Origin of the sequence: Nakamurella flava, from assembly GCF_005298075.1 — a bacterium.
Classification (GTDB): domain Bacteria; phylum Actinomycetota; class Actinomycetes; order Mycobacteriales; family Nakamurellaceae; genus Nakamurella; species Nakamurella flava.
This window is the reverse complement of record NZ_SZZH01000005.1, coordinates 11882-36759: the sequence shown is the minus strand read 5'-3', so window position 1 is coordinate 36759 and position 24878 is coordinate 11882. Positions and strand designations below refer to the sequence as shown.

The 24878-nt window shown below is 71.8% G+C and carries 24 protein-coding genes; 14 read left to right on the top strand and 10 right to left on the bottom strand.

The genetic code is table 11. The features are described 5' to 3' along the window. Positions 1–8: 8 nt before the first annotated feature. The 8 genes from FDO65_RS17365 (at position 9) to FDO65_RS17330 (ending at position 6258) form a co-directional block, all read left to right on the top strand. Positions 9–1436: a substrate-binding protein gene (locus tag FDO65_RS17365; protein ID WP_137451003.1), complete on the top strand. Its 1428-nt coding sequence runs from the start codon at positions 9–11 to the stop codon at positions 1434–1436. Between the two features lie 62 nt (positions 1437–1498). After that, entirely contained in the window at positions 1499–3043 is a 1545-nt protein-coding gene (locus FDO65_RS17360) for an amidase (RefSeq protein ID WP_137451002.1), read from the top strand. A 31-nt stretch (positions 3044–3074) separates the two neighbouring features. Then, positions 3075–3278 (top strand): CbtB-domain containing protein, encoded by a 204-nt coding sequence (locus tag FDO65_RS17355; RefSeq protein WP_137451001.1) that lies wholly within the window; start codon positions 3075–3077, stop codon positions 3276–3278. Next, positions 3269–4042: a CbtA family protein gene (locus tag FDO65_RS17350; protein WP_137451000.1), complete on the top strand. Its 774-nt coding sequence runs from the start codon at positions 3269–3271 to the stop codon at positions 4040–4042. The genes FDO65_RS17355 and FDO65_RS17350 overlap by 10 nt, the downstream gene beginning before the upstream one ends. After that, positions 4039–4752, top strand: coding sequence for a nitrile hydratase subunit beta (gene nthB / locus FDO65_RS17345; protein WP_137450999.1), 714 nt, complete (start codon positions 4039–4041; stop codon positions 4750–4752). Before FDO65_RS17350 ends, nthB begins: the two co-directional genes overlap by 4 nt. Continuing rightward, positions 4749–5351: a nitrile hydratase subunit alpha gene (nthA, locus tag FDO65_RS17340; RefSeq protein ID WP_137450998.1), complete on the top strand. Its 603-nt coding sequence runs from the start codon at positions 4749–4751 to the stop codon at positions 5349–5351. The genes nthB and nthA overlap by 4 nt, the downstream gene beginning before the upstream one ends. Beyond that, positions 5348–5788, top strand: coding sequence for a nitrile hydratase accessory protein (locus FDO65_RS17335; protein ID WP_205850131.1), 441 nt, complete (start codon positions 5348–5350; stop codon positions 5786–5788). The genes nthA and FDO65_RS17335 overlap by 4 nt, the downstream gene beginning before the upstream one ends. 50 nt (positions 5789–5838) lie before the next feature. Continuing rightward, positions 5839–6258, top strand: a complete 420-nt coding sequence (locus FDO65_RS17330) for a ribosomal maturation YjgA family protein (protein ID WP_205850130.1) — start codon at positions 5839–5841, stop codon at positions 6256–6258. Positions 6259–6277: 19 nt separating this feature from the next. Here FDO65_RS17330 and FDO65_RS17325 read toward each other — a convergent pair whose 3' ends face one another. Further along, the gene (locus FDO65_RS17325) at positions 6278–7060 is read right to left on the bottom strand and encodes an isocitrate lyase/PEP mutase family protein (RefSeq protein WP_137450997.1); all 783 of its coding nucleotides are present in this window, start codon (positions 7058–7060) and stop codon (positions 6278–6280) included. Positions 7061–7325: 265 nt separating this feature from the next. After that, the gene (locus FDO65_RS17320; RefSeq protein WP_137450996.1) at positions 7326–9593 is read right to left on the bottom strand and encodes an MMPL family transporter; all 2268 of its coding nucleotides are present in this window, start codon (positions 9591–9593) and stop codon (positions 7326–7328) included. A gap of 181 nt (positions 9594–9774) precedes the next feature. Here FDO65_RS17320 and FDO65_RS17315 point away from each other — a divergent pair, with 181 nt between their 5' ends. Beyond that, on the top strand, positions 9775–10731 hold the full coding sequence (locus tag FDO65_RS17315; protein WP_137450995.1) for an intradiol ring-cleavage dioxygenase: 957 nt from the start codon (positions 9775–9777) through the stop codon (positions 10729–10731). Positions 10732–10734: 3 nt separating this feature from the next. Here FDO65_RS17315 and FDO65_RS17310 read toward each other — a convergent pair whose 3' ends face one another. Next, the gene (locus FDO65_RS17310) at positions 10735–11739 is read right to left on the bottom strand and encodes a Bug family tripartite tricarboxylate transporter substrate binding protein (RefSeq protein WP_205850129.1); all 1005 of its coding nucleotides are present in this window, start codon (positions 11737–11739) and stop codon (positions 10735–10737) included. 81 nt (positions 11740–11820) lie between these two features. Between FDO65_RS17310 and FDO65_RS17305 the strand changes: the two genes are divergently transcribed. Beyond that, positions 11821–13545, top strand: coding sequence for a sensor histidine kinase (locus FDO65_RS17305; RefSeq protein ID WP_166442266.1), 1725 nt, complete (start codon positions 11821–11823; stop codon positions 13543–13545). Then, on the top strand, positions 13532–14281 hold the full coding sequence (locus FDO65_RS17300; RefSeq protein WP_137450993.1) for a response regulator: 750 nt from the start codon (positions 13532–13534) through the stop codon (positions 14279–14281). The genes FDO65_RS17305 and FDO65_RS17300 overlap by 14 nt, the downstream gene beginning before the upstream one ends. 9 nt (positions 14282–14290) lie before the next feature. Here FDO65_RS17300 and FDO65_RS17295 read toward each other — a convergent pair whose 3' ends face one another. Further along, positions 14291–16006 carry a glycoside hydrolase family 13 protein gene (locus FDO65_RS17295; protein WP_205850128.1) on the bottom strand — a complete coding sequence of 572 codons (1716 nt, stop codon included), beginning with the start codon at positions 16004–16006 and terminating at the stop codon, positions 14291–14293. 222 nt (positions 16007–16228) lie between these two features. Here FDO65_RS17295 and aqpZ point away from each other — a divergent pair, with 222 nt between their 5' ends. Together aqpZ and FDO65_RS17285 are read left to right on the top strand one after the other, a co-directional pair. Further along, positions 16229–16972 carry an aquaporin Z gene (gene aqpZ / locus FDO65_RS17290; RefSeq protein WP_137450991.1) on the top strand — a complete coding sequence of 248 codons (744 nt, stop codon included), beginning with the start codon at positions 16229–16231 and terminating at the stop codon, positions 16970–16972. 135 nt (positions 16973–17107) lie between these two features. Further along, a complete protein-coding gene (locus FDO65_RS17285) occupies positions 17108–17413 on the top strand; it encodes a WhiB family transcriptional regulator (protein WP_166442265.1) in 306 nt (101 codons plus the stop codon). A gap of 25 nt (positions 17414–17438) precedes the next feature. On the opposite strand, the gene FDO65_RS17280 is transcribed toward FDO65_RS17285, so the two are convergent. The 3 genes from FDO65_RS17280 to FDO65_RS17270 form a co-directional block, all read right to left on the bottom strand. Continuing rightward, a complete protein-coding gene (locus tag FDO65_RS17280; protein ID WP_166442264.1) occupies positions 17439–18176 on the bottom strand; it encodes a maleylpyruvate isomerase family mycothiol-dependent enzyme in 738 nt (245 codons plus the stop codon). 74 nt (positions 18177–18250) lie between these two features. Continuing rightward, entirely contained in the window at positions 18251–19162 is a 912-nt protein-coding gene (locus FDO65_RS17275; RefSeq protein WP_137450988.1) for a glucose 1-dehydrogenase, read from the bottom strand. Between the two features lie 67 nt (positions 19163–19229). Beyond that, positions 19230–20078, bottom strand: a complete 849-nt coding sequence (locus tag FDO65_RS17270; protein ID WP_137450987.1) for an NmrA family NAD(P)-binding protein — start codon at positions 20076–20078, stop codon at positions 19230–19232. Between the two features lie 87 nt (positions 20079–20165). Between FDO65_RS17270 and FDO65_RS17265 the strand changes: the two genes are divergently transcribed. Next, the gene (locus FDO65_RS17265) at positions 20166–20906 is read left to right on the top strand and encodes a TetR/AcrR family transcriptional regulator (protein ID WP_137450986.1); all 741 of its coding nucleotides are present in this window, start codon (positions 20166–20168) and stop codon (positions 20904–20906) included. A 166-nt stretch (positions 20907–21072) separates the two neighbouring features. Here the strand turns inward: FDO65_RS17265 and FDO65_RS17260 are convergent, their stop codons facing one another. The 3 genes from FDO65_RS17260 to FDO65_RS17250 all read right to left on the bottom strand — a co-directional run bounded on the left by FDO65_RS17260 (position 21073) and on the right by FDO65_RS17250 (position 24755). Next, the gene (locus FDO65_RS17260; RefSeq protein WP_137450985.1) at positions 21073–21906 is read right to left on the bottom strand and encodes an HpcH/HpaI aldolase/citrate lyase family protein; all 834 of its coding nucleotides are present in this window, start codon (positions 21904–21906) and stop codon (positions 21073–21075) included. Beyond that, the gene (locus FDO65_RS17255; protein WP_137450984.1) at positions 21903–23156 is read right to left on the bottom strand and encodes a CaiB/BaiF CoA transferase family protein; all 1254 of its coding nucleotides are present in this window, start codon (positions 23154–23156) and stop codon (positions 21903–21905) included. The genes FDO65_RS17260 and FDO65_RS17255 overlap by 4 nt, the downstream gene beginning before the upstream one ends. A 153-nt stretch (positions 23157–23309) precedes the next feature. Continuing rightward, positions 23310–24755 carry a CitMHS family transporter gene (locus FDO65_RS17250; protein ID WP_137450983.1) on the bottom strand — a complete coding sequence of 482 codons (1446 nt, stop codon included), beginning with the start codon at positions 24753–24755 and terminating at the stop codon, positions 23310–23312. Between the last annotated feature and the right edge of the window lie 123 nt (positions 24756–24878).

Below are 24878 nucleotides of genomic sequence, written 5' to 3'. Positions count from 1 at the left end.
GCACAGCCATGGGCAAGGTCGTGGTGTCGGCGCGACGGCACACTCCGGTGCGCCGCACCGAGCTGTTCTCCCGCTTCGGGTCGGGGGACGCCGGTGGCTGGCTGTTCGACTGCAGTTGCGATGTGGTGGAACCGGGCGCCGCGATCATGCTGTCCCTGCCGATCGACGGTCAGACCGGGGGCCCGGTCGTCGTGTTCGGCCGGATCGGCCGCATCCGTTACCCGTCCCTGATCGAGATCCAGCACGATCAGCCCTGGCGGGGGCGGCTGGTGGTGCGGATGACCGACGACCCTGACGGCACCCTCGTCACCCTGCAGGAGGAACTGGATGAGGAGGGGCTCCGCTGGTTGATGCGCCGACGCGGACACGTGTTGCGGCACGCGTCCTCCCGGACCACTCCGCTGGGCCTGCTGACCAGTAAGTCTGGATCCGGCAGTCTCTTCGGAGCCGCGGTCGACGGCATGGCTGCGCTGGCGGTCGACGAGATCAACGCCGAGCGACGGCACGGGACGGCGCCGATCGAGCTGCTGGTCGGCGACGATGCGACCGATTCCGCGACCGGCGTGGCCGAAGCGCGGCGGCTGGCGGCTTCGGGTTGCCGCACCATCCTGGTGGCCACCGCTTCCCACACCTACCGAGCGGTCGCGCAGGCACTGCGGGGCACCGGGGTCCTGCTGGTGTACGCGATCATGAACGAGGGGTCCGGTGCGGGTCGGCTCCAGATCCAGCTCGGTGAGCGCCCGCTGGATCAGATCCGCACGGCGGCACCGGAACTGATGCGACGCAGCGACGGTCGCCGGTGGTTCCTGGCGGGCAACGACTACATCTGGCCAAGAGCCATGCACCGCACCGCGCGTCGCGTCCTCCCCGGCCAAGGTGGACAGATTGCCGGCGAGGCACTGGTTCCTCTGGGCAGCGTGGATTTCACCAGGGTGATCGAGGCGCTGCACGCCTCGGACGCCGATCTGCTGCTGTCGACTTTCGTCGGCCAGGATTCGGCGGTGTTCCAACGGCAGTTGCACGCCGCCGGTCTGAGCGACCGGTACGTGACGCTGGCTCCGGCCCTCGACGAGTCGACCCTCGCCCGCATCGGCGTGGCGGCCAGCCGCGGCGTGCATGCGGTGTCCGGTTACGTGGGCACGCTCCAGACCCCGGCGAACGTCGACCTGCAGCGTCGGTATCGCGAGCGCTTCGGACCGTGGGCGGCGCCGCTGTCCACTCTGAGCGAGGCCGTCTACGAGGCGATCCTGCTCTGGTGGACGGCGGCGCGCGCGGTCGGGGTCGACGATCCGGTGGCGATCGCCGACACGTTGCGGTCGGGTAGCCATGACCTGCCCCGCGGCCGGGTCGTCCTGGACGGCCACGGCCGGGTGTCCCAGCGGATGAGGTTCTCGCGCGCGGCCGGTATCGCGTTACAGACACTGCAGCCAGGTTAAATTCATGTCAATGCGTCGCTACATGTTGACGCATGGCCCGGTGCCGTCCTACGTTCCCCGACATGCCTGTCCCCCCACTCGATTCCGCCGGGCTCGCCGCCTTCGACGAGCACTACCGCTTCGGCCTGTCGGCCGCCGACCAGGACGAGTTCCTTCCCGCCGTCAATGGGTCGTTCGCCTCGTCCCATGCGGTGGAGCAGCTGTACCGGGCCAGCGCCCCGCAGGCTCCGGAGCGTGCGTGGCAGACACCGTCCGAGAACCCCTACGGGGCCTGGTATGTCACGACATCAATCACCGACACTGCCGAGGGCCCGCTGGCCGGCCGCACCGCGGCGATCAAGGACAACGTCATGGTGGCCGGGGTCCCCATGATGAACGGGTCGCGCACGGTCGAAGGTTTCGTACCCGTCCGCGACGCCACCGCCGTCTCCCGGCTGCTGGCCGCCGGGGCCGAGATCGCGGGCAAGTCGGTCTGTGAGGACCTCTGCTTCTCCGGCGGCAGCTTCACGTCCCATCCCGCGCCGGTGCGCAACCCCTGGGACGAGACCCGCAATGCCGGGGGGTCCTCCAGTGGCAGCGCGGCTCTGGTGGCCGGCGGGGTGGTCGACATCGCGCTCGGTGGCGACCAGGGCGGCTCCGTCCGCATTCCCAGTTCGTTCTGCGGAACCGTCGGGCACAAACCGACTTTCGGTCTGGTGCCGTACACCGGGGCGTTCCCCATCGAGCGCACCATCGACCATCTGGGGCCCATCACCCGGACCGTGGCCGACGCCGCGCTGATGCTGGGCGTGCTGGCGGGCGCTGACGGGTTCGACCCGCGACAGCCGGAAGGGGTCGCCGGCGCGGACTACGTCGCCGCGCTGGAGCGGCCGGTCACCGGCCTGCGGGTGGGCGTCGTCCGGGAGGGTTTCGGCCTGTCCAACTCCGACCCCGCGGTCGACGCCGCCGTCCGCGACGCCGTGGGCGTCCTGGAGTCCCTCGGCCTGGTCGCCCAGGAGGTGTCCATCCCCTGGCACACCGACGCCATGCACGTGTGGAACGTCATCGCCACCGAGGGGGCGGCGTACCAGATGCTCGATGGCAACGCCTACGGCATGAATTCCGAGGGTCTCTACGATCCCGAGCTGATCGAGCACTACGGTCGGCAACGGCTCACGGCAGGCGTGCACCTGTCCAAGACGGTCAAGCTGGTCGGTCTGTCCGGTCGGCACACCTTCCTGACCGGCGGTGGCCGCTACTACGCCATGGCGCGCAACCTGGCCCTGGACGTCCGCGCGGCCTACGACCGGGCGCTCGCCGAGTTCGACGTCCTGGTGATGCCGACACTCCCGTACACAGCGCGCAGTATCCCCGCCGCGGACATCTCGCTGAGCACCTATCTCGACGTCGCCCTGTCGATGGTGGTCAACACGGCGCCCTTCGACGTCACCGGCCACCCGGCCTGCTCGGTACCGACCGCCCTGGTCGGCGGGCTGCCGGCCGGTCTGATGATCATCGGCTCGCGATTCGACGACGCCACCGTTCTGCAGGTCGCCCACGCCTACGAACAGGCCCTCGGCGGCTTCCCCGCCCCCGCCGGGTCGGCCGCCCCCGCACTCGCCCGCTGAAAGCCCTGGTAACGCTCACAGAAGGACGACCATGACCACTGCACAGCAACCGCTCGCCCGCCGCGTCCTGCCGGCCGTCGCCGTCCCCGCATGGGCATGGGCGCTGACCCTGCTCGCGCTGTTCACCCTGTACCTGGTCACCCAGGACAATGGCGCGGTCCTGGCGCAGGCCGGCGACGTCGCGCACGAGTTCTTCCACGACGCGCGCCACGCCCTGGGCATGCCATGTCACTGACCCAGGTCCCGCCCTTCGGGCAGCTCCTCGGTCGGTTCGCGCTTGCCGGGGTGATCGCGGGGGCGGCGGCAGCGGCCTTCCAGCTGCTGGTCACGGAACGGACCATCGCACCGGCGCTCGCCCTCGAGGAGCTGCGCTCGGAAACCGGCCACGACCATTCCCACGAGGACATGTTCAGCCGCACCACCCAGGAGATCGGCGGTGTGCTGGGCGTCGTCATCGCCGGCGTGGTGTTCGCGGTGGTCGTCGGCTCGGTCTTCGCGCTCGTGCGGCACCGGCTGCCCGGTGGCACCGATGGTGCCCGGACGGCCGTGCTGGCCGCCGTCGGATTCGGCGTCTTCGCCCTGCTGCCGGCGCTCAAGATCCCGGCGAACCCGCCCGCGGTCGGAGACCCGGTCACCGTCGGGATCCGGACCGCGATCTACGGCGCCGTGCTGGTCTGCGGGATCGTCATCGCCCTGGCCGTGGCCGCTCTCGTCGGCGCCCTACGGGCCCGCGGGTCAGCCGGCGGTGCGGTTGCCGCCGCGGCCCTCGGCCTGGTCGTCGTCCTCGTGACCGTCGTCATGGTCGCGTTGCCCGACAGCCCCGACACCATTTCCGCGGACGTGCCGGCCGCCGTGGTCTGGAATTTCCGACTCGCCTCACTGGGCCAGCTGGCCGTGCTGTGGGCGGTGCTCGGCGTCGCCGCCGGCTGGTTGGTCGATCGACTCACCATCCCGTCCACCCCGTCCCCCGCGGACGTCACACGAGGAGTGCCTGCGTGAACGGAGTTTTCGACCTCGGCGGAACGGACGGGGTGGGCCCCGTCGTCGTCCCGGACGAGGAACCGGTCTTCCGGGCCGACTGGGAGAAGAGCGTCTTCCCCATGTTCGCCCTGTGCTTCCGCGCCGGGTTCTTCGGGGTGGACGAGTTCCGCCACGGCATCGAGCACATCGACCCGGCGGTGTACCTCAAGTCGCCCTACTACGAGCACTGGGTGCACACGGTGGAGTACCACGGGGCGCGCACCGGCAAGCTCGATCTGGCCGAGCTCGACCGCCGCACCCAGTACTACCTGGAGAATCCGGACGCCCCGCTCCCCGAGCACGAGGACGATCCGGAGCTGCTGGCGTTCATCAACGCCGTCGTCCCGGCCGGTGCCTCGGCCAAGCGGGAGAGCGACAAACCGGCGCGTTTCGCGGTCGGCGACACGGTGCGGGTGAGCCGCGGCGCCCCCGTCGACCACACGCGCAAGGCCCGGTACATCCGTGGCGCGGTCGGCGAGATCGTCCTCGCGCACGGCGTTTTCATCTACCCCGATACCGCCGGTAACGGCCGCGGCGAATGCCCCGAGCATGTCTACACCGTGCGTTTCGACGCCACGGAGCTGTGGGGCAGCGAGGGTGCGGAGCCGAACGAATCGGTCTACTTCGACGTGTGGGACCCGTACATCGAACTCGTCGAAGCGGCCACCAAGGAAAGGACATCGGCATGAGCTCGCACACCCGTACCCCGGCGGAGATCGCCGCTCGGGTCAAGGCTCTGGAATCGATGCTCATCGAAAAGGGCATCATGACCAGTCAGGCCGTCGACCGGATGGTCGAGATCTACGAGAACGAGGTCGGCCCGCAGCTGGGTGCGGCGGTGGTGGCCAAGGCCTGGGTCGATCCCGAGTTCAAGACCCGGCTCCTGGCCGATGCCTCGGAGGCCTGCGCCGAGCTCGGCATCGGTGGCCTGCAGGGTGAGGACATGGTGGTGGTGGAGGACACCGACACCGTGCACAACGTCATCGTCTGCACGCTGTGCTCGTGCTACCCGTGGCCGGTGCTGGGCCTGCCGCCGAACTGGTACAAGGACCCGCAGTACCGGGCGGCCATCGTCCGTGAGCCCCGCAAGGTGCTGCGGGAGAGCTTCGGCTACAGCATCTCCGACGACGTCGAGATCCGGGTGTGGGACTCCAGCAGCGAGATGCGCTACTGGGTACTGCCCCCGCGCCCGGCCGGCACCGAGGACCTGTCGGAGGAGGAGCTGGCCCAGCTGGTCACCCGGGACAGCATGATCGGCGTCGGCCCGCTGGCGGGAGCATCGCGGTGACCACGACCGCTCGCACCCGCATCCGGCCGGACGCGACCGAGCTGGGCGACGCCCGACGTCGAGTGGAAAAGCTCGTCTGCGGGCTGCCCGGCGCCCCCGACGGCGAGGCCTCGTTCTCCGAACCGTGGGAGATACGCGCCTTCGCCATCGCGGTCGCGGCCTACGACGCCCGGCAGTTCGAGTGGGCGGAGTTCCAGTTGTCGCTGATCGAGTCCATCCGCGCCTGGGAAGCCGATGGCGGATCCGAGGCCGGCGAGCCGTGGTCCTACTACGAACACTGGCTCGCTGCTCTGGAGGACCGCCTCTCGGGATCGGGGCTGCTCAGCGAGGCCGAACTGGACGGCAGGACGGCCGTCGTCCTGGCCACGCCACCCGACCGCGACCATCACCACGCGCACCTGGAGCCGGTGTGCGTCGACCCTGCCCGGGTCGCCTGACCGCCGCGCCGCGGACGATTCCCCACGGACACGGATGCCACGATGCTGCGGTGAGCTCCCACCTTCGCCGCCGCGCCGGTCTTCTCGTCCTTCTGGTGACGGTGATCGCCGGGCTGCTCGTGCACCGGGCGCTGCCGGCGAGCCCCGTCACCGACATCGCCGGTGACGCCCTCTACACCGTGGCCGTCTACGCGGGGCTGGTGTCGCTGTTCCCGACACTGGCCCCGCGGATCGTCGCGCTGCTCGCCGGAGGGTGGAGCGTGGCGGTGGAGCTGTTCCAGGCCACCGGGATCCCGGTGGAGCTGGCCCGCCGGTTCCCACCGGCCGCGCTGGTGCTCGGCACCGGTTTCAACGCCCGGGATCTCGTGGTCTACGTGATGGCGGCCACCGCGGCCCTGGCCGTCGACCTCCGGCTCACCCACCGGGCACTGCGCCACCGGACCGTCCCGGGCCGGTCGATCAGTCGTTGACCGACCGGCCCGACCGGCGTCAGTTCAGGGCGCGGGTGGTCGCCGGCAGCACCCCGCCGCCGACGATGTCGGTCGCGGCGTCCTGCAGGGCGGTGAGTGCGACGCGCTGGGTGAACGGCCCGGTGGACACCCGGGCCACTCCCAGCTCCTGCAGTTCGGAGGCCGGCAGGGCGGCACCGGGCGGGCTGATCAGCGTGAGCTTGCGCTCGCCGAGCGCGGACGCGACCTGGCGGATCTCCTCGCGGTCGACCAGCCGGGGGACGAACACCACCGGGGCGCCGGCGTCCAGGAAGGCCTTTCCCCGGCGGATGGCCTCGTCGACCAGCCCCTGACGGTCGGCGTCCGGCGCGGCCTTGACGAACACGTCGGTCCGGGCGTTGAGGACGAAGTCGATGCCGGCGGCCCGACCGGCGGCCATCACCGCCTCCACATGGGCGACGGCTTCGTCCAGCGGACGCATCTGATCCTCCAGATTGGCCCCGACCACCCCGACCTCGATGGCCCGGGCGGCCGTTCGTCCGGGATCGCCGTAGCCGGCCTCGAAATCCATCGAGACGGGAATGTCGACGGCCTGCACGACGCGCCGCACCATGTCCAGGTGCAGCTCGAGGGGAATGTTCTCGCCGTCCTCGTAGCCGAAGGTGGCGGCGATCGAATGGCTGGCGGTGGCCAGCGCCTTGACGCCGGGGACATCGGCGACGACGCGGGCGGAGATGACGTCCCAGACGTTGGCCAGGACCAGGATCTCCGGGTCCGTGTGCAGATCCAACAGGGTGCGGGCGCGGGTGGCGAGGTCGGTCATGGCCCGACGGTAACCCGGTGGCCACCCGTCTAATCCGGGGTTCCCGGAGCCTGCCGGCCCATCGCCGGACCCAGAGATGGATCCGTGCGACGGGCCGACGCTGGCCGGCTCAGCCCGGGTCCCCGACCCCTCAACGGGAACCCGGCGACCGTGGCCGACATGCGGCCCCCCGTCACCGCATTCCGTCATTCGGAGCCGACCGGCGCCCGGATGGGACATATCGAGCACATTTCTGCGCCGACTTCGCCAGGCCGGGCCGACGACGTCAGTGGCGCAGACCGATCCGCGCGTACAGCCGGCGCAGCGGCGCCGGGGCCCACCAGTTCCACTCACCCAGCAACGTCATCGTCGCCGGCACCAGCAGGCAGCGGACGACGGTCGCGTCCACGGCGACGGCCACCGCGAGGGCGACACCGGTCTGCTTGATGACCAGCAGCTGGCCGGCGACGAACCCGGAGAACACCAGCACGACGATGAGCGCGGCCGAGGTGATGATGCGTCCGGACTTCTGCAGACCCCGGACGACCGCCTCGTCGTTGGGCACCCCGGCGTCCCGGAACTCCTTGATCCGGGCCAGCAGGAAGACCTCGTAGTCCATGGCCAGACCGAAACCCATGGCCAGCACCAGCACCGGGATGATCGACTCGACCCCGCCGGTGGAGGCGAAGCCGAGCAGGTCCTCGCCGTGGCCGTCCTGGAAGACCCAGACCAGCACGCCGATCGACGCCCCGAGCGAGATCACGTTCATCAGCAACGCTTTGAGCGGGATGAGCAGCGACCCGGTGAGCAGGAAGAGCAGGACGAACGTGGCCAGCACGACGACCGCGGCGGCCAGCGGTGCGTCAGCGGCCAGCGCAGCGGTGAAATCGACCAGGAACGCGGTCGACCCCGTGACGTCGAACGCCACCCCGCCCGGCACGGTGCCGGCGTCCCGTTCGGCCCGCAGGGTCTGCACCGCGGCGCGTGCGTCCGTTGAACCCGGGTCCGGGATGGTCATCACCACGGCGAAGGTCGACACCGGCGCGTCACCCGCACCGACGGCCCGGGGCGGCGTCACCGCCCGGACACCGGGGAGCGTCGCCGTTCGTTCGGCCACCCCGGCCAACGCCTGCGGACCGACCGGCGCCACCACCTGGAAGGCCGGGATGGCGGCGGCCGGGTAATCGGCGGTGAGTTCGTCGAAGAACTGCCGGTCCGGGGCGCTGGGCGGCAGGAGTTCCACCCCGGAGTTGCGGACCTCCAGTCGCAGCGCCGGGGCGGCCAGCAGTCCGAGCAGCACCACCACCCCGACCAGCACCAGCACGGGACGGCGCTGGGTGCGGCGGGCCAGCCGGGAGAAGAAGCCCTCGTCCGGCGGGACGTCCCCGAACCGGGTGGTCAGCGACCGAAGTCCCGGGACCCGGGTGAGCAGGCCCGGTCGCAGCATGCGCCGCCCGGCCAGCGCCAGGACGGCCGGGATGAGGGTGAGGGAGACGAGCAGCGCGACCGCGACGACGCTCACCCCGGCGGCCCCGACCGCCCGGAGCAGCGGGGCTCGGAAGACCAGCAGGCCGGCCAGGCTGATCGCGACCGTCACGCCGGAGAACAGCACCGTCCGGCCGGCGGTCGCCATCGTCGCGGCCAGCGCGTCGGTCCGCGCGGTCGCGGTGGCCCGGGTACGGGTGGCGGCCAGCTGGTCGCGCAGCTCCTCGCGGTAGCGGGACACGATGAGCAGGCCGTAGTCGATCGACAGACCCAGCCCGAGGACGGTGACCACGTTGACGACGCTGGCGTCGAGGTCGAGCACGTACGAGAAGCCGAGCAGCGCCACCAGCGCGCCGGCGATGGACGCGACGGCTCCGACGATCGGCATCCCGGCGGCCAGGAACCCGCCGAACACCAGCACCATCACGAACAGGCTGAGCGGCAGGGCGATGAGTTCGCCGGACACCAGGTCCTTCTCGACCTGCCGGGTGATGGTGTCGAACAGGAGGGAGCCGCCGCCGACCTGCGCGCTCGACCCCGGGACGGCCGCGGCGAGTTCGACGCCCAGCTGGTCCAGGCGTTGCTCGACGGCGTCCTGTGTCGCGTTCCGGGTGGTCCGGTCGAGGTCGCCGTCCAGGGTCGCCGTCACCAGGAAACCGGATCCGTCGGCCGCGACCAGGGCCGCCCGGGCCGCTTGAGCGGTCGGGTCGGCCCCCGATTCCGGACCGATCGCGAGCGGTTGATCGACCCGGGCCACGCCGTCGATCGCCCCGATCGCTTCGGCGGCCGCGACCACCGTGGGGGCCGCGGCCTGCACGGCGGTCGAGTCGAACGGGGCGTCACGGACCAGCAGGGTCACCGACGGCCCGTCGGTGGCGCGTTCGTCCAGCAGATCCCGACCGGCGGAGGCCTCACCGGAGACGCTGGGTTCGCCGGTGGCCAGCCGGGCGAACAGACCCTCGCCCACACCGCCGACGGCCAGGGTGAAACCGAGGGCGGTCGCGACGACCCACAGCACGACGACGAGCCCGGCGTGGCGGGCGATCCAGCGACCGAGGCGAGCCAGCACCGGCTGATCGTGCCACCACCGGCCTGCCGTCGGACCGTCGTGGTTCCGTGACCGGCACAGCCACGGCACAGCGTCCGAACAGCTCCCGTCCGGGCAGCTCGCGCATCGTCATCGGTGCCGGCCCACGCCCCAGCCGGCCCGCGGATCCGACGTCCGCGCCACCCAGCCTCGAGGAGTCCCGATGACGACCCGCCCCACCTATCAGGGCCGCACCCTGCCGTTCCCGGACGAGGAGGTCGTCGACCAGGGCCTCCAGTTCGACCTCGGCACGTTGCTCGGCCGGCGTCGCCTGCTCAAGGTGATGGGGCTGGGCGCGGTCGGCGTCGGGCTGGCCGCGTGCGGCGGCGGGGCCTCCGGATCGGCGAGCGCCGCCTCGACCACCGCTGCCAGCAGCGCCGCCACCGGGACGCTCACCGAGATCCCGGACGAGACCAACGGTCCCTACCCGGCCGACGGCACCAACGGTCCGGACATCCTGGAGCAGAGCGGCGTGGTCCGCAGCGACATCCGTTCCAGCTTCGGCACGTCGACCACCACTGCCGAGGGCATCCCGATGACCCTGCGCCTGACGGTCTTCAACCTGGAGGGCGGTCAGACCCCGTACGCCGGGGCCGCGGTCTACGTCTGGCACTGCAACCGGGCCGGGGAGTACTCGATGTACTCGAGCGGCCTGGAGAACGAGAACTACCTGCGTGGGGTGCAGATCGCCGACGCGTCCGGCGTGGTCGAGTTCACGAGCATCTTCCCGGCCTGCTACTCGGGTCGGTGGCCTCACGTGCATTTCGAGGTCTACCCGGACGAGGCCGGCATCACCGACCACGACAACGCCGTCTCCACCTCGCAACTCGCGTTCCCGCAGGACGTCTGCGACACCGTCTACGCCACCAGCGGGTACGAGCAGTCGGTCGCGAACCTGGCCCAGCTCAGCCTGAGCACCGACAACGTCTTCAGCGACGACTCCGCCGCGCACCAGCTCGCGACCGTCACCGGTGACGTGACGAAGGGTTACGTGGTGTCGCTGGACGTCGGGGTCGACGCCGGCACGGCGCAGACCGGTGGGTCGGCACCCGGTGGCTCCGGTGGTCAGGGCGGCATGGGCGCCCCGCCGAGCGGGATGGGCGCCCCGCCCAGTCGCTGACCCTCAGGCCAGCCCCAGCTCCTGCAGTTCGCGTCGCACCGCCGCGTCCTGGTCGGTGAGGAAGTCACCGAACTCGGTGCCGGTGAGGAACGCGTCCTGCCAACCGTTCTCGGCCAGCTGCTGCTGCCAGCCGGGGGAGGAGTGCAGGTTGGTGAACAGCGCGACGAACCGCTGCCGGGTGGCCTGCGGAATGCCCGGCGGCGCCACCACGCCCCGCCAGTTCGTGAACGCCACGTCGTAGCCGGCCTCCCGCAGCGTCGGGGCGTCGACGGACGACAGCCGCTGCGTCCCCGAGGTGGCCAGCACCCGTAGTTGCCCGGAACGGACCTGCTCGAGGACCTCCCGCGGGCCGGACACGGCGGCGTCGATCGACCCGTCGAGCAGCGCGGGCAGCAGTTGGCCGCCGCCCTCGTGCGGCACGTAGCCGACATCCGTGGCCGGGATGCCGGCCGCCCGGGCCAGCTGCAGCAGCATGAGGTTGTCGGTGCCGCCGGGGATGGAGCCGCCGCCGATGCGCAGGCCGGCGCCGCGCAGCCGCCAGTCGGCCACGAGCTCGTCGAGCGTCCGGTACGGCGAGGCGGCCCGGACCAGGACGACCTCGGGTTCGGTGATCAGCCGGGCGATCGGCACCACCCGGGTGACCCGGGCGGGGCTGTTACCGGTGATGCTGGCGGCCACCACCCCCAGACCCATGAGCATGAGCAGGTCGCTGTTCCCGGACTCCTGCACCATCCGGGTCAGGCCCACGGCGCCGCCACCGCCGGCCACGTTGAACACCTCGGGGTGGTCGACGATGCCCTCGGAGTCCAGCAGTTCCGCGGCGATCCGCGCGGTGACGTCGTAGCCGCCGCCGGCGTTGCTGGGCACCAGGATCCGCAACGGCGGGTAGGCGTCGGTCGCGCATCCGCCGGCAACGGACAGCAGGACCGCCAGCAGCACGGCGAACCGCCGCATCCGCCGTCGGGTGGGATGCTTCCCGGACGGGCCGGCCGGCGACGGTGGACTCACCCGTCCACTATCTCCGGACGGCGGCGACGGCGCGTCCCTGCGACGGGCCGCCGTGCCGATCGGGCGGCGAGGGAGGCGGCGATGGCGACGCGGTTGTCCTGGCGCCGCGCGCTCCCACGAACCCTGGCCGGCACGTTCCTCGTCCTGCAGTTGGTGGTGATCGCGCTGGTGCTGGCGGTGGCCGGGTTGGTCTCGGTGCGCCAGGCCGTGGCCCAGTTCGCCGACTCCAGTGGCAGCCGGGTGCTCGGGGCGGCCGAGAACCTGGCGGCGAATCCCCTGGTGCGGGCGGGCTTCTCGGTGCCCGACCCGGCCGGTCAGCTCGCCCCGGTGGCCGAGTCGGTCCGCATCCAGTCGGGGGCCTCGCTCGTCCTGCTGGCCGACCCCGGGCGCCAGGTGGTCGCCGGCACCGACCCCTCCCTCGTCGGCACCGAGCTGACCCTGCCGGACAGTCGCGTCTGGTCCGGACGGTCGTGGGACGGCGACGTCACGCTCGACGGACCCCAGCTGCTGGCCGCGGCGGCCCCGATCTACGCCGAGGACGGTTCGGTCATCGGACTGGCTCTGGTGGCCGAGGAGTACCCGGGCACCTGGAGCCTGCTGGTCGCCGGCGTCCCCGAACTGCTCGGCCTCATCGCGCTGGCCGCGGCGGCCGGGGTGGCCGGGTCGCTGCTGCTGGCCCGCCGGATCAAACGGCAGACGCACGGCCTGGAACCGGCCGAGATCGCCGGGTTGGCCGACCAGCGGGAGGCGGTGCTGTACGGGATCCGCGAGGGCGTCCTCGGGGTGGACCCGGACGGCACGGTGACGGTGGCCAACGACGGTGCCCGCGAGCTGCTGGACCTGCCGGCCGACGTGGTGGGCCGCCGCGTCGACGATCTCGAGCTGCCCGCCGACCTGCACGACGTGGTCACCGGCGCCCGGGCCGGCAACGACCTCGTGGTCGTCCACGGCGACCGGGTGCTCGTCGTCAACCGCCGGGCCGCCCGCGGCGCCCGGTCGAGAACGACTGGCGGTGAGCAGGAATCGTCCCGCTGGGGCAGCGTGCTCACCCTGCGGGACCGGTCCGAGTTGATCGCCGTGCAGCGGCAACTGGGCGCGACCCGCAACGCGACGGACTCGTTGCGGGCCCAGACCCACGAGTTCGACAACCAGTTGCACGTCATCTCGGGGCTGCTGCAGCTCGGCGAGTACGACGAGGCCCGCGAGTACGTCGCCGGTCTGGCCCGCCGCCGGGCCGAGGCGGACGAGCAGATCGCCGCCCTGGTGGAGGATCCGGCGGTGGCCGCGCTGCTCGGGGCCAAGTCGAGCCTGGCCGCGGAGCGGCTGATCCGGCTGGATCTGCTGCCGGCGTCCCGGTGCCCGCGGCTGCCGCACGAGCTGTCGACGGACGTCGCGACCGTGCTGGGCAACCTCGTCGACAACGCGTTCGACGCGGTCGCCGACGTCGCCGAGGCCGTCGTGCAGGTCGAGATCACCGCGGACGACCACGTCGTGCGGGTGGTCGTCGCCGACAGCGGCCCCGGGCTGGCCCAGGGGGCGGCCGACCGCATCTTCGACCGCGGGTTCTCGACCAAGTCGGCCGCCGTGGTGGGCGGTCGCGGCGTCGGTCTGTCGCTGGTCCGTCGGGTCTGTCAGGACCGCGGTGGCTCGGTGGGCGTGGCCGCGGGAGCGCCACCCACCCCCGGTGCGTCGTTCACCGCGGTGGTGCCGCGCCGACGCCCGGCCGCGGGGGCGCCGGCCGGTTCGCCTCCGTCGGCCGCCGCACCCGCCGGGCCGTGGGGCGAGGTGGCGCATGGGTCAGAATGACCGGGTGGTCGATGACGACCCGCCGGCCGGCGGTCCCGCAGCAGATGCCGGTCCGACGTACTCCGTGGTGGTCGTCGACGACGACTTCATGGTCGCCCGCATCCACACGCGTTACCTGGGCGGCCGGCCCGGTTTCGAGGTGGTGGCCACGGTCCACACCGGCGCGGAGGCCCTGGCCGCGGTCGCCACCCTCCGTCCGGACCTGCTGTTGCTGGACGTCTACCTGCCCGACATGAGCGGCATCGACGTGCTGCGCCGGGTGCGGGCCGAGTTCCCCCAGGTCGACATCATCGTGGTGTCCGCGGCCCGCGAACTGGACACCGTCCGGGCCGCGGTGCAGGGCGGTGCGGTGTCCTACCTGATCAAGCCGTTCGAGTACGACGCCCTGGGCGAGCGGCTCGAGCACTTCCGGCAGACCCGTCGGCTGCTGGACGAGGCGGCCCGGGTCGATCTGCAGATCGAGCAGCAGCACGTCGACCGGCTCTTCGGCGTCACCCCGGCCGGCGGTGCGGCCGAGCAACCGGTGCCCAAGGGGCTCAGCCCGGAGACGGTGGGCGCGGTGCGCAGCCTGCTCACCCGCGACGAGGCGCTGTCGGCCAGCCAGGTCGCGGAACGGATCGGCCTGTCCCGGGTCAGCGCCCGGCGGTACCTGGAATACCTGGAGCGCACCGGGGCGGTCGTGGTCAGCCTGAAGTACGGTGCGGGTCGGCCGGAACGGCTGTTCCGGCTGCGGTGAGCCGGGCGGTCACGGCCGACGCCACCAGACCGTGGTGTCGGGCGGGACGGCCGCACCATCCGGCCAGGCGTCGCCGGGCGGGGCGCCCAGGCCCGGGCGCGAGGCCAGCACGATCTGCGCGCCGGCCGGCAGTCGGGTGCCGTCGTCGAAGGTGACCCAGCAGTGCAGGTCGCCGTCGCGGGTGGATCGCCGGAAGGCCAGCACGCCGGACGGCGCGGTCCCCTCCCAGGTCACCGGGCCGGCGTCGGCCCACCATTTGCGGCGCAGCGCCAATGACGTCCGGTACAGCGCGAGCATCGAGTCCGGGTCCGACTCCTGCTCCGAGGCGGCCAGATCGTCCCAGCCGGGCGGCTGCGGCAGCCACGGGTCGGCAGGGGCTGACCCGTCGGCGCGCACGGCCGGGGAGAAGCCGGCCGACGCGGCGCCGGCCACCCAGGGCAGCGGGACGCGGCAGCCGTCCCGCCCGGGGTCGGTGCCGCCGGAGCGGTGGAAGATCGGGTCGACCCGGGCCCGCGCGGGGAGGTCCTCGACCTCCGGCAGGCCCAGTTCCTCTCCGAGGTAGAGGTAGAGGACGCCGGGTAGCGCCGCCACCAGCAGGTGCGCGGCCCGGGCCCGGTTCCGGCCGAGCCGGTAGTCGGGGCGGGAATGCGGCCAGCGGGCCCGTTCCCACTCGTTGCCGCCCTTCTCGGGGGGCTGCTCCCGCGAGTAGCGGGTCACCTGACGGACCACGTCGTGGTTGGTCAGCACCCACGAACTCGGCGCCCCGGTCAGGTCCGAGAACGCCAGCTCCCGTTCGATGACCCGACGCCAGGGCCCCTCCCGCCAGGCCACGTGCAACGGCTCGAAGGCGAAGGCGGCGTGCAGCTCGTCCGGCCGCACGTACAGCGGTAGCCGTTCCCGGCGCCCCACCCACGCCTCGGCCACGAAGACGCGCGGCGGGTCGTAGGAATCGGCGAGCGCCCGCCACGCCCGGTAGACCTCGTGCACGTCGTCCTGGTCCCAGCCGGGGTGGGCCTCGGTGCGGCGGTCGGCGCCCAGCGCATCGGGTAGTCCGTGGGCCTTGGCCAGACCGTGGGCCACGTCGACGCGAAAACCGTCCACGCCGAGGTCGAACCAGAACCGCAGGACGTCCAGCAGTTCGACGTGCACCTGCGGGTTCGTCCAGTCCAGGTCGGGCTGGGCGGGGGAGAACAGATGCAGGTACCACTCGCCGGGTTCGCCGGTCATTGGGTCGGTCGTACGGGTCCACGCCGGGCCGCGGAACGAGCTCTCCCAGTCGTTGGGCGGCAGCTCGCCGCGCGCACCGCGGCCGGGACGGAACAGGTACCGGGCCCGGGTGTCCGGGTCACCGGCCAGGGCCGCCTGGAACCAGGGGTGCGCATCGGAGGTGTGGTTGGGCACGATGTCGAGCAGCACCCGCATGCCGACCGCATGGGCCTCGGTCACGAACTGCCGGGCCTGGTCGAGATCGCCGTAGCGGGGATCGACGGCGCGGTAGTCGCTGACGTCGTACCCGGCGTCGACCATCGGTGACGGGTACCAGGGGTTGACCCAGACGGCGTCGACGTCCAGGGCGGCCAGGTGGCCCAGCCGCGCCCGCAGCCCGGCGAGGTCGCCCACCCCGTCGCCGTCCCCGTCGGCGAAGCTGCGCAGCAGCACCTGGTAGACGACCGCGGTGCGCCACCACTGGGGATCGGTCGTCGGTGGCTGCCGCGGATGGTTCACCGGAGCACTGTTTCCGCGCGGGACCCTGCTCAATCGTGCCGAACGAGACGACGAAACCGGGTGTGAGTCCGTCGCCGATCCGGTGTCCAACTCACGTGTCCCCGAAAGTCGGGGACCGGTGCCCGTCCCCCCGACGGCGCTCGCGTCGTCGAGCCGGCCGGGGGGTACGGGCGAGCCCGGCGGCCGTCCGGTCGCCGGCTGCGCACAGGATGAAGAGGAATCGTGAAACTAGGAAACCGTCTGGCCGCCGAGTTCATCGGAACGTTCTGGCTGGTGTTCATGGGCTGTGGTGCGGCCGTCCTCGCGGCCAAGGTGGACGGTGAACCCGGCGTCGGCATCGGCTATCTCGGGGTCGCGCTGGCCTTCGGTCTCGCCGTGCTGACCATGGCGTACGCGGTCGGGCACATCTCCGGCGGGCACTTCAACCCGGCCGTCACCGTCGGTCTCTGGCTGGGTCGTCGGTTCGCGGCCAAGGACGTCGCGCCGTACGTCCTCACCCAGGTGGTCGGGGCCGTCGTCGCGGCCGGACTGCTCTCCGTCGTGGCCCGCGGCCGGAACGGATTCGAGACGCCCAGCGGGCCGGGGGCTTTCGCGACCAACGGGTTTGGCAGCAATTCGCCGGGCGGCTTCTCGCTGCTGTCCGGACTGATCGTCGAGGTGCTGCTCACCGCGCTGTTCGTCTTCGTCATCCTCTCGGTCACGGACACCCGTGCGGAAAAGGGTTTCGGGCCGCTGGCCATCGGCTTCACCCTGACGGTGATCCTCCTCGTCGCCATCCCGGTCACCAACGGGTCGGTGAACCCGGCCCGGTCGACCGGTCCCGCGCTGTTCGCCGGCGGCGAGAGTCTGTCGCAGCTGTGGCTTTTCTGGTTGGCGCCGCTGCTGGGTGCGGCCGTCGCCGGCCTGTCGTACCGGTTCGTCACCGGGGCCGTCGGGGCTGCGGAACCGGAGCTCACCCGCCGCTGAGACGCCGGTGGCGGATCCCCGGATATATCTGGTCCGGGGACCACCGCGGGCATATCCGTGAGCCGACCCGGGCGATATTATCTCAGTTCCGCAATACGGAAGATGCATTCTGTGATGCAGAAGGGATGGGTCGACATGGAACGTCCGCGACCAGTGGCGGTCGCCTGGGAGTGGCAGCTGCAGGCGGCCTGTCGGGGCATGGACGTCGAGGTGTTCTTCCACCCCGATCGGGAACGCAATCCGTATCGCGCGCAACGTATCTCGCAGGCCAAGCAGATCTGCGGCGAGTGCCCGGTCATCGCCCAGTGCCGCGCCCACGCGCTGTCCGTCTGCGAATCCTTCGGGGTGTGGGGCGGGCTGTCCGAGGACGAGCGGGCCGGCATCCTCGGGGTCCGATCCCTGCTCTACCCCGGCCAGGCCCGGACCCCGGCGGCCGGCTGACCGACGGCCCGCGTGCGCAGCACCGTCACAGGATCCGGACCGCCCGCCAGCTCGCGAGAGTGCCCGGATCCCCGGACTCGACCGCCGCCGGCGACGGCCGGTTCCAGACCCAGCGGTAGAGGGCGTCGCTGTCCCCGCCGACCACGGCGTCGGCCTTCGTGTCGGCCGGGACGTCTCCCGTCGTCCGGGTCCGCTCGCCGCCGAACTCGACGAGCCAGGACGGGCCGTCGGTGCAGGCCAGCAGCAACCTCCCGGGCCGGGACGTCGCGAAGCCGGGTTCGGTGGCGAACCCACCGACCAGCTCGGTCAACCCGTCCTGCGCGAACTGCGGGGCGAACGCAGTGACCGGACCGCCGCCCGCCAGCTCGACATCGAGCCGGTGGACGGCGGTCTCGTGGGCCTGGCGGTGGATCCAGAACCGGCGCGGCGGCACCCCGGGCAGGAACGTGAAGCAGGCCAGACCGTCGGTGACCTGGCCCAGCAGTGTCGTCAGTGCGTGCGCGCCGTCCCGGATCCAGCCCGGCAGCTCGGCGTCCGGCAGGCCGTCGGGCCAGAACGCACTGCTGCCACCGGTCTCGTTGGTGGGCAGGGCTCGGCGCACGACGTCGGCCGACCACCGGTGCACCGCGCCGGTGTGGGTGACCACCGTGCGGACGTCCCACTCCAGGCCGGGCACCCGCGCATCCCACCCGGCTCGCTGGGCGGCGGCGACCATCAGGTCGGCGTCGTCGGTGATCTGGGCGAGCAGGGACTCGGGCTTCATGGCGGAGATCATCCCGATCCCGACGGCCGGGCGACGACCGGGGTGCCGGCCGGCCGGGTCGGGGCCGGACGACGTCAGGGCGTCGGCATCCCGCCGTCGACGTGCAGCGTGGCTCCCACCACGTACGAGGACTCACCGCTGGCCAGGAAGACGAACGCCGGGGCGAGTTCGGCCGGCTGCCCCCAGCGCCCGAGATAGGTCTGCTCGCCGGCCGACGGCAGGTCCTCGGGTGCCTGCCCGCCGGCCGGCTGCAGCGGCGTCCAGATCGGACCCGGGGCGACGGCATTGACCCGGATGCCCTTCGGCGCCAGCTGCGCGGCCAGACCCTTGGCCAGGTTGTTCACGGTGGCCTTGGTCGCGGCGTAGTGCACCAGGTTCGGCGACGGTGCGTACGCCTGGATCGAGGTGGTGTTGATGATCGTCGAGCCCGGCGGCAGGTGGGGGACCGCCGCCTTGGTGATGCGGTAGGTCGCGTAGACGTTGGTCTTGAACGTCTCGTCGAACTCGTCGTCGTCCAGATCGGTGATCGAGTCGACGTTCTGCTGCTTGCCGGCGTTGTTGACCAGGATGTCCAGACCGCCCAGGCCGGCGACGGCCTTGGCCACCAGCTCCTCGCACCAGTGGCGCGACGTGATGTCGCCGGGCAGGGCCACCGCCTTTCGCCCGGCGTCCTCGATCAGGCCGACGATGCGCTGCGCGTCCTGCTCCTCCTCGGCCAGGTAGGAGATGGCGACGTCGGCGCCCTCCCGGGCGAAGGCGATGGCCACGGCCGCGCCGATGCCGGAGTCGCCGCCGGTCACCAGGGCCTTACGTCCGGCCAGTCGACCCGAGCCCCGGTAGGACTGCTCGCCGTGGTCGGCGGGGACGTTCCGGGCGAGTTCGGCGTCCGTCCCGGCGCCCTCCAGGTACTGCTCGTCCGGCTTGCGGTCGGCGTAGAGGGTGGTCGGGTCCTGCATCGTGTACTGGTCGATCTGCTGGTCGCTCATGGGTCGTACGAATACCCGGCCCGATCGTCCTGATAACCCGGCGAAGCCAGGAAACGATCGGTGTCACTCACGCCCGGACGAGGGCCGATCCGGCCCACCGGGGCTCGCGGCCGAGGAGCTGTCCGAGCAGGGGGTCGGTCCCGGCGAAGTAGCCGGCCGCCGCCGCCTGGAACATCCCGAGGGTGAAGTGCGCCATGCCCTCCGGCCGGCCGGCGGCGATCTGTCCGGCGACCCAGGCGTCGGCACCGATGGTCTTGACCCGGACGGGCCGGCCCGCGCTCTCGGTGGCGGCGGCGGCGAGATCGGCGAAGGTGGGTGCCGCCGGCGCGGTGAGGGTGACCGGTCCGTCGTAGCCGGTCCCGGCGGCGAGGATGACGGCGGCCGCCTCGGCGGCGTCCTCCCGTGCCGTCCACGAGACCGGCCCGTCCAGCGGGATCTCGATGACGCCGGTCTCCCGCCAGGGCCCCGCCAGCCAGGCGAGGCTGTGCGCGTAGAAGCCATTGCGCAGCGACGTCCAGGGCAGCCCCGATGCGGCCAGCAGGCCCTCGGTGGCGGCGTGGTCACGGGCGGGGGCGAACGGGCTGTCCGCCGCGGCGCCCTGATGGCTGGTGTAGAGGATGCGGCCGACTCCGGCGGCCACGGCCGCGTCGATCGCGGTGCGGTGCAGAGTGACGGCGTCGGCATGCGGGTCGTTGGACGAGACCAGCAGGAGTTGGTCCGCGCCGGCGAATGCTGCGGGCAGCGAGGCCGGATCGCCGTAGTCGGCCCGGCGCACCTGCACGCCCCGGTCGCGAAATCGTTGTGCCGCCGCAGGTTCGCGGCTGGTGACGACGATCCCGGCGGGCGGGACGCGCGTGAGCAGGTGGTCGACGGTGGCCCCGTTGAGGGCGCCGGTGGCTCCGGTGACGACGATCATCAGATCTCCCCAGGTGTTATCAGCGTTAATGTTGCGACAGTAGCATCGATAACATCAACGGCAACAGAGCGTTGTTATCGTTGTTCCGTGCCTGATCCGACCAGTCCCCGGGACGAGACCCGCATCCGCATCGTGACGGTCGCCGCCGAGCTGCTGGAGCGGGGCGGTGCCGCCGCGCTGACCACCCGGGCGGTGGCCCAGGCCGCCGGCGTGCAGGCGCCGACCATCTACCGGTTGTTCGGGGACAAGGACGGTTTGCTCGAAGCGGTGGCCGAGCACGTGATGGGCGCCTACGTCGCGGGCAAAGCAGCCACGGTCGCCGCGGCGGTCGCGGCCGGCGTAGACCCGGTGGAGGAGCTTCGCACCGCCTGGTTCACGCAGATCCGCTTCGGGATCGAGCATCCCGAGCTCCACGCCCTGATGAGCGATCCGGAACGGGGACGGCGTTCGGCCGCCGCTCAAGCGGGGTGGCAGGTGCTGCGGGAGCGGGTGGTGCGGGTGGCCGCCGCCGGACGGTTGCGGGTGCCCGTCGACCGGGCGATCGACATGATCGGCGCGGCCGGCAACGGCGCGGTGCTGGCCACGCTGTTCCGCCCGCCGGCCGAGCGGGATCCGGGGCTGCCGGCGGCGATGTGGGAGGCGGTGGCGGCGCAGATCCTCGTCGCAGCAGCCGATGAGGGACGGTCCGACGGGGGAGCGTTGGTGGCAGCGATCTCCCTACGGGCGGCCGCATCCGAGCTCCCGGCCCTGAGCGACGGGGAGCGGGCGGTGCTGGTCGAGTGGCTGGATCGGGTGGCCATCGCCCTGGCCACGCCGCCCGCCTCCTGAACCGTCCCGGTGCTCGGAAACCGAGTCGGGTAGGACGCCCGGCCAGGCCCCACGCGACTGGGCGGAACATGCCGTCTTCTCGACGTTTTTTCGACCGGGTTTACCAAGTCGCGGCGGAGGTCGGGAGTCGGGGAGAACCGGTTCGGTCCAAGACGATCCGGGCGGGTCAGCCCACTTCGGCCAGGAGGCGCTGGGCCCGCTGCGCGACCGGCAGGTCGACGAAGTGGCCGGACGGGGTGCGGGTGGCGGCCTCGCCGGCGGCGGTGAAGGCGGCGAGAACCTCGGTGGCCCAGGCCCGCTCGTCCTCGCTGACGCCGAAGACCGAGCGGACCGGGCTGAGCTGCCGGGGGCTGAGCAGGGACTGCCCGGCGAAACCGAGGTCCTTGGCCGCCTGGGCGTGGGCGACCAGGCCGTCGGCGTCGTCCAGTCGGGTCCACACGCTGTTCACCGGCCCGGGCAGGCCGGCGGCCCGGGACGCCACCACCAGGGTGGCCCGGGGGAGGGCGAGACCGAGAGCAGTATCCGCGCAACCGAGATCCCTGCACAGGTCGACTCCGCCCAGTCCTAGTCGCGTGACCAGTGGGTGCCGGGCGATCTGCGGGGCGGCCAGCAGGCCGGCCGCCGACTCGATGGCCGGCAGGGTGGCGACCAGATGCGGGAGTTCACCGGCCAGAGCGTCGATCTGGTCGGGGGTTTCGACCTTGGGCACCCGGACGTGGGTCAGCACGTCGGCCAGGGCGGCGACGTCCCTGAACCCCTCGTCCGAGCCGACCGCGTTGACCCGGACCCACACCTGCGGCCCGGTCGGGATCTCCCGGGAGCGGGAGCGGAGGAACTCACCGACCGCGTCGCGGGCGGCCGGTTTGGCGTCGAATGCGACGGCGTCCTCCAGGTCGAGGACGATCGCGTCGACCCCGCTGGTCAGGGCCTTGGCGAACAGGGCGGGCCGGTCACCGGGGACGAACAGCAGCGTGCGCGCGACAGGCGAGGTTGCACTCACAGCGTTCCTTCTTCCCGCAGACGGTGGATCTCGTCGACCGAGCGGCCGAGTTCCTTGACGTAGATCTCCTCGTTGTCCGCGCCGAGAGCCCGTCCGCCGTAGGCGATTCCGCCCGGCGTCTCGGACATCCGGAACATGACGTTCTGCATCCTGAGCGGACCGAGGTCCTCGTCGTCGATGGTGGTGATGATGTCCCGCTCGATGACGTGCGGGTCGTTCATCAGATCCTCGACCGTGTAGATCGGCGCCAACGCGGCCCCGACCCGCTCGAACTCGCTGACCACCACGGACAGTGGGCGTTCGCCGATCCATCCGCCGACCCAGGCGTCGAGGTCGTCGGCGTGCTGCACCCGCTCGCCGGCGTTCTGGAACCACGGTTCGTCCACCACCTCCGGATGACCGACCAACCGCAGCACCCGCTGCGCGACCGACAATGAGGACGTCGACACTGCCACCCAGCTGCCGTCCGCGGTCAGGTAGGTGTTCCGCGGGGAGTTGTTGGGAGAGCGGTTGCCGTGCCGGCCGGGGACCTCGCCGAGCTGGTCGAAGACCGTCGGTCCGGGCCCGAGGACCAGCAGCAGCGGCTCGAGCAGCGAGAGGTCGATGACCTGGCCCTTACCGCCGCGCTCGCGGTGCAGCAGGGCCAGGGTGGCGGCGTAGGCGCCGGCGAGCGCGGCGGTCCCGTCGGCCAGGCCGAACGGCGGGAGGGTCGGCGGTCCGTCGGGTTCGCCGGTCATGTGGGCCAGCCCGCTCATCGCCTCGATGAGGGTGCCGAACGCGCGGCGCTGGGCGGCCGGACCGCCCTGCCCGAACCCGGTGACCCGCAGGACGATCAGGCCGGGGTTGATCTCGTGCAGCACATCGGGCCCCAGGCCCCACTTCTCGAACACGCCGGGGCGGAAGTTCTCGATCAGCACATCGGCGGTGCGGACCAGCTCCAGGAACAGTTCGCGCCCCTCGTCGGTCGACAGCTTCGCAGTCACGGTGCGCTTGTTGCGGCCCAACGTCTTCCACCACAGCCCGATGCCGTTCTTGCTCCAGCCGTGGGTGCGGGCCGAGTCACCCTCCGGGTGCTCGAGTTTGATGACGTCGGCCCCGAAGTCGCCCAGCATGGTGGCGGCCAGCGGCCCGGCGTAGACGGTGGCCGCGTCCAGGACGCGGAAGCCGGTCAGCGGTCCGCGGGGGCGACGCTCGGACCTCTCGAAATCGGCAGTGCTGTCGGGGCTCTCGGTGGCCGACGGGTGGGTCATGACGGACTCCCTGGGGATGGGCGGTGGGGGGTGTGCGCGCGGGAGGAGTGGGGGCGGGGGGGGGGCGCGGGGGGGGGGGGGGGGCCCCGCGGGGGGGGGGGGGGGGGGCCGGGGGGGGGGGGGGCCCCCCCCGGGCCCGGTCGGTTCGGCGGATCAGGCGTGGAAGGGGATGACGCCGATGGCCAGCGAGACGGCCAGCATGGTCAGCGAGCAGACGACGGCCCGCCAGATCACCTTCTTGTGATGGTCGGCCAGGTCGACCTTGGCCAGCGAGATGAGCAGCAGCATGGCTGGGACCAGCGGGCTGGTCATGTGGACCGTCTGCCCGATGATCGAAGCCCGGGCCATCTCGACCGGGGCGATCCCGAAGTGCGCGGCCGCCTCGTTGAGGATGGGCAGGACACCGAAGTAGAAGGCGTCGTTGCTCATGAAGAAGGTCAGCGGCATCGACAGCACACCGGTGATGACGGCGAAGTACGGACCGAGCGGCTCGGGCACCGCGTTGACGATGAACGTCGCCATCTGCTCGACCATGCCGGTGGCGGACAGCACCCCGACCAGGACGGCGGCGGCGAAGACCATGGACACGACCGCGACGATCGACCCGGCGTGCGCCTTGATGCGATCGCTCTGGTCCTGCGGCTTGGGGAAGTTGACCATCAGGGCCAGCGCGGCGGCGGTCATGAAGACCAGGGACAGCGGGAGCTTGTCCAGGCCCAGGGCCACCAGCAGGGCGATCGTGAGGCCGAAGTTGAACCAGATCAGCTTCGGTCGCAGGGTCGGCCGGTTCGGGTCCAGGTTGGGGGTGTCGTCGTCGGCCGGCAGGTCGGGCAGGTCGTTGCCACCGGTCGCGGAACGGGGGACGTCGGTGCCGCCGCCGGTGCTCACGGTGCCGGTGTCGGGGCCGGCCACCGCGCCGACCAGGGAGAGCTCCTCGGCGACGATCTCCAGCGAGTGCCCCTTGCGGGCCAGCCGCTTGCGCTCCGACCGGCCGAGCTGCCAGGCGAGGACGATGACGACCGCCATCGCGGCGATCATGCCGGGGACCATCGGGTTGAACAGCTCACCGGGCGAGACGTTCAGGACGGTCGCGGCGCGGACCGTCGGCCCGCCCCAGGGGACGATGTTCAGCACGCCGTTGGCCAGGTTGGCGACCACGGTCAGCACGACCGGGCTCAGACCCAGCCGGCGGTAGATCGGCAGCAGAGCGGACACGGTGATGATGAAGGTCGTCGAGCCGTCGCCGTCGAGGGAGACCAGGCCGGCCAGCACCGCGGTGCCGATGACGACCTTGACGGGATTGTTGCCGGTGACCCGGAGAATGAAGCGGATCAGCGGATCGAAAAGACCCACGTCGATCATCAGACCGAAGTAGATGATGGCGAAGAACAACAGCGCCGCGGTCGGCGCGAAGTCCTTGATGGCTTTGGTGATGGCACCGGGCAGGCCGCCCTCGATGTCGTCCGCAACCCCGGTGGCCAGGGCGATCAGGCCGAAGCCGAGCGGGACGATGATCAGGGCGACGGCCGGCGTCAGCTTCTTGGCCAGGATCAAATACATGAACACGGCGATCATGGCAAAGCCGAGGAAGATGAGCATCGGTGCCCCTCCAGGTCGGTCATCGGAATACGAGAACCGTAGGAAGAAGGGGTGTCACCGGTCACGCTTGCGTTCGCAACTCACGCGCGGGAAAACAACGGAACTTGTGGTCGTTGTGGTCAC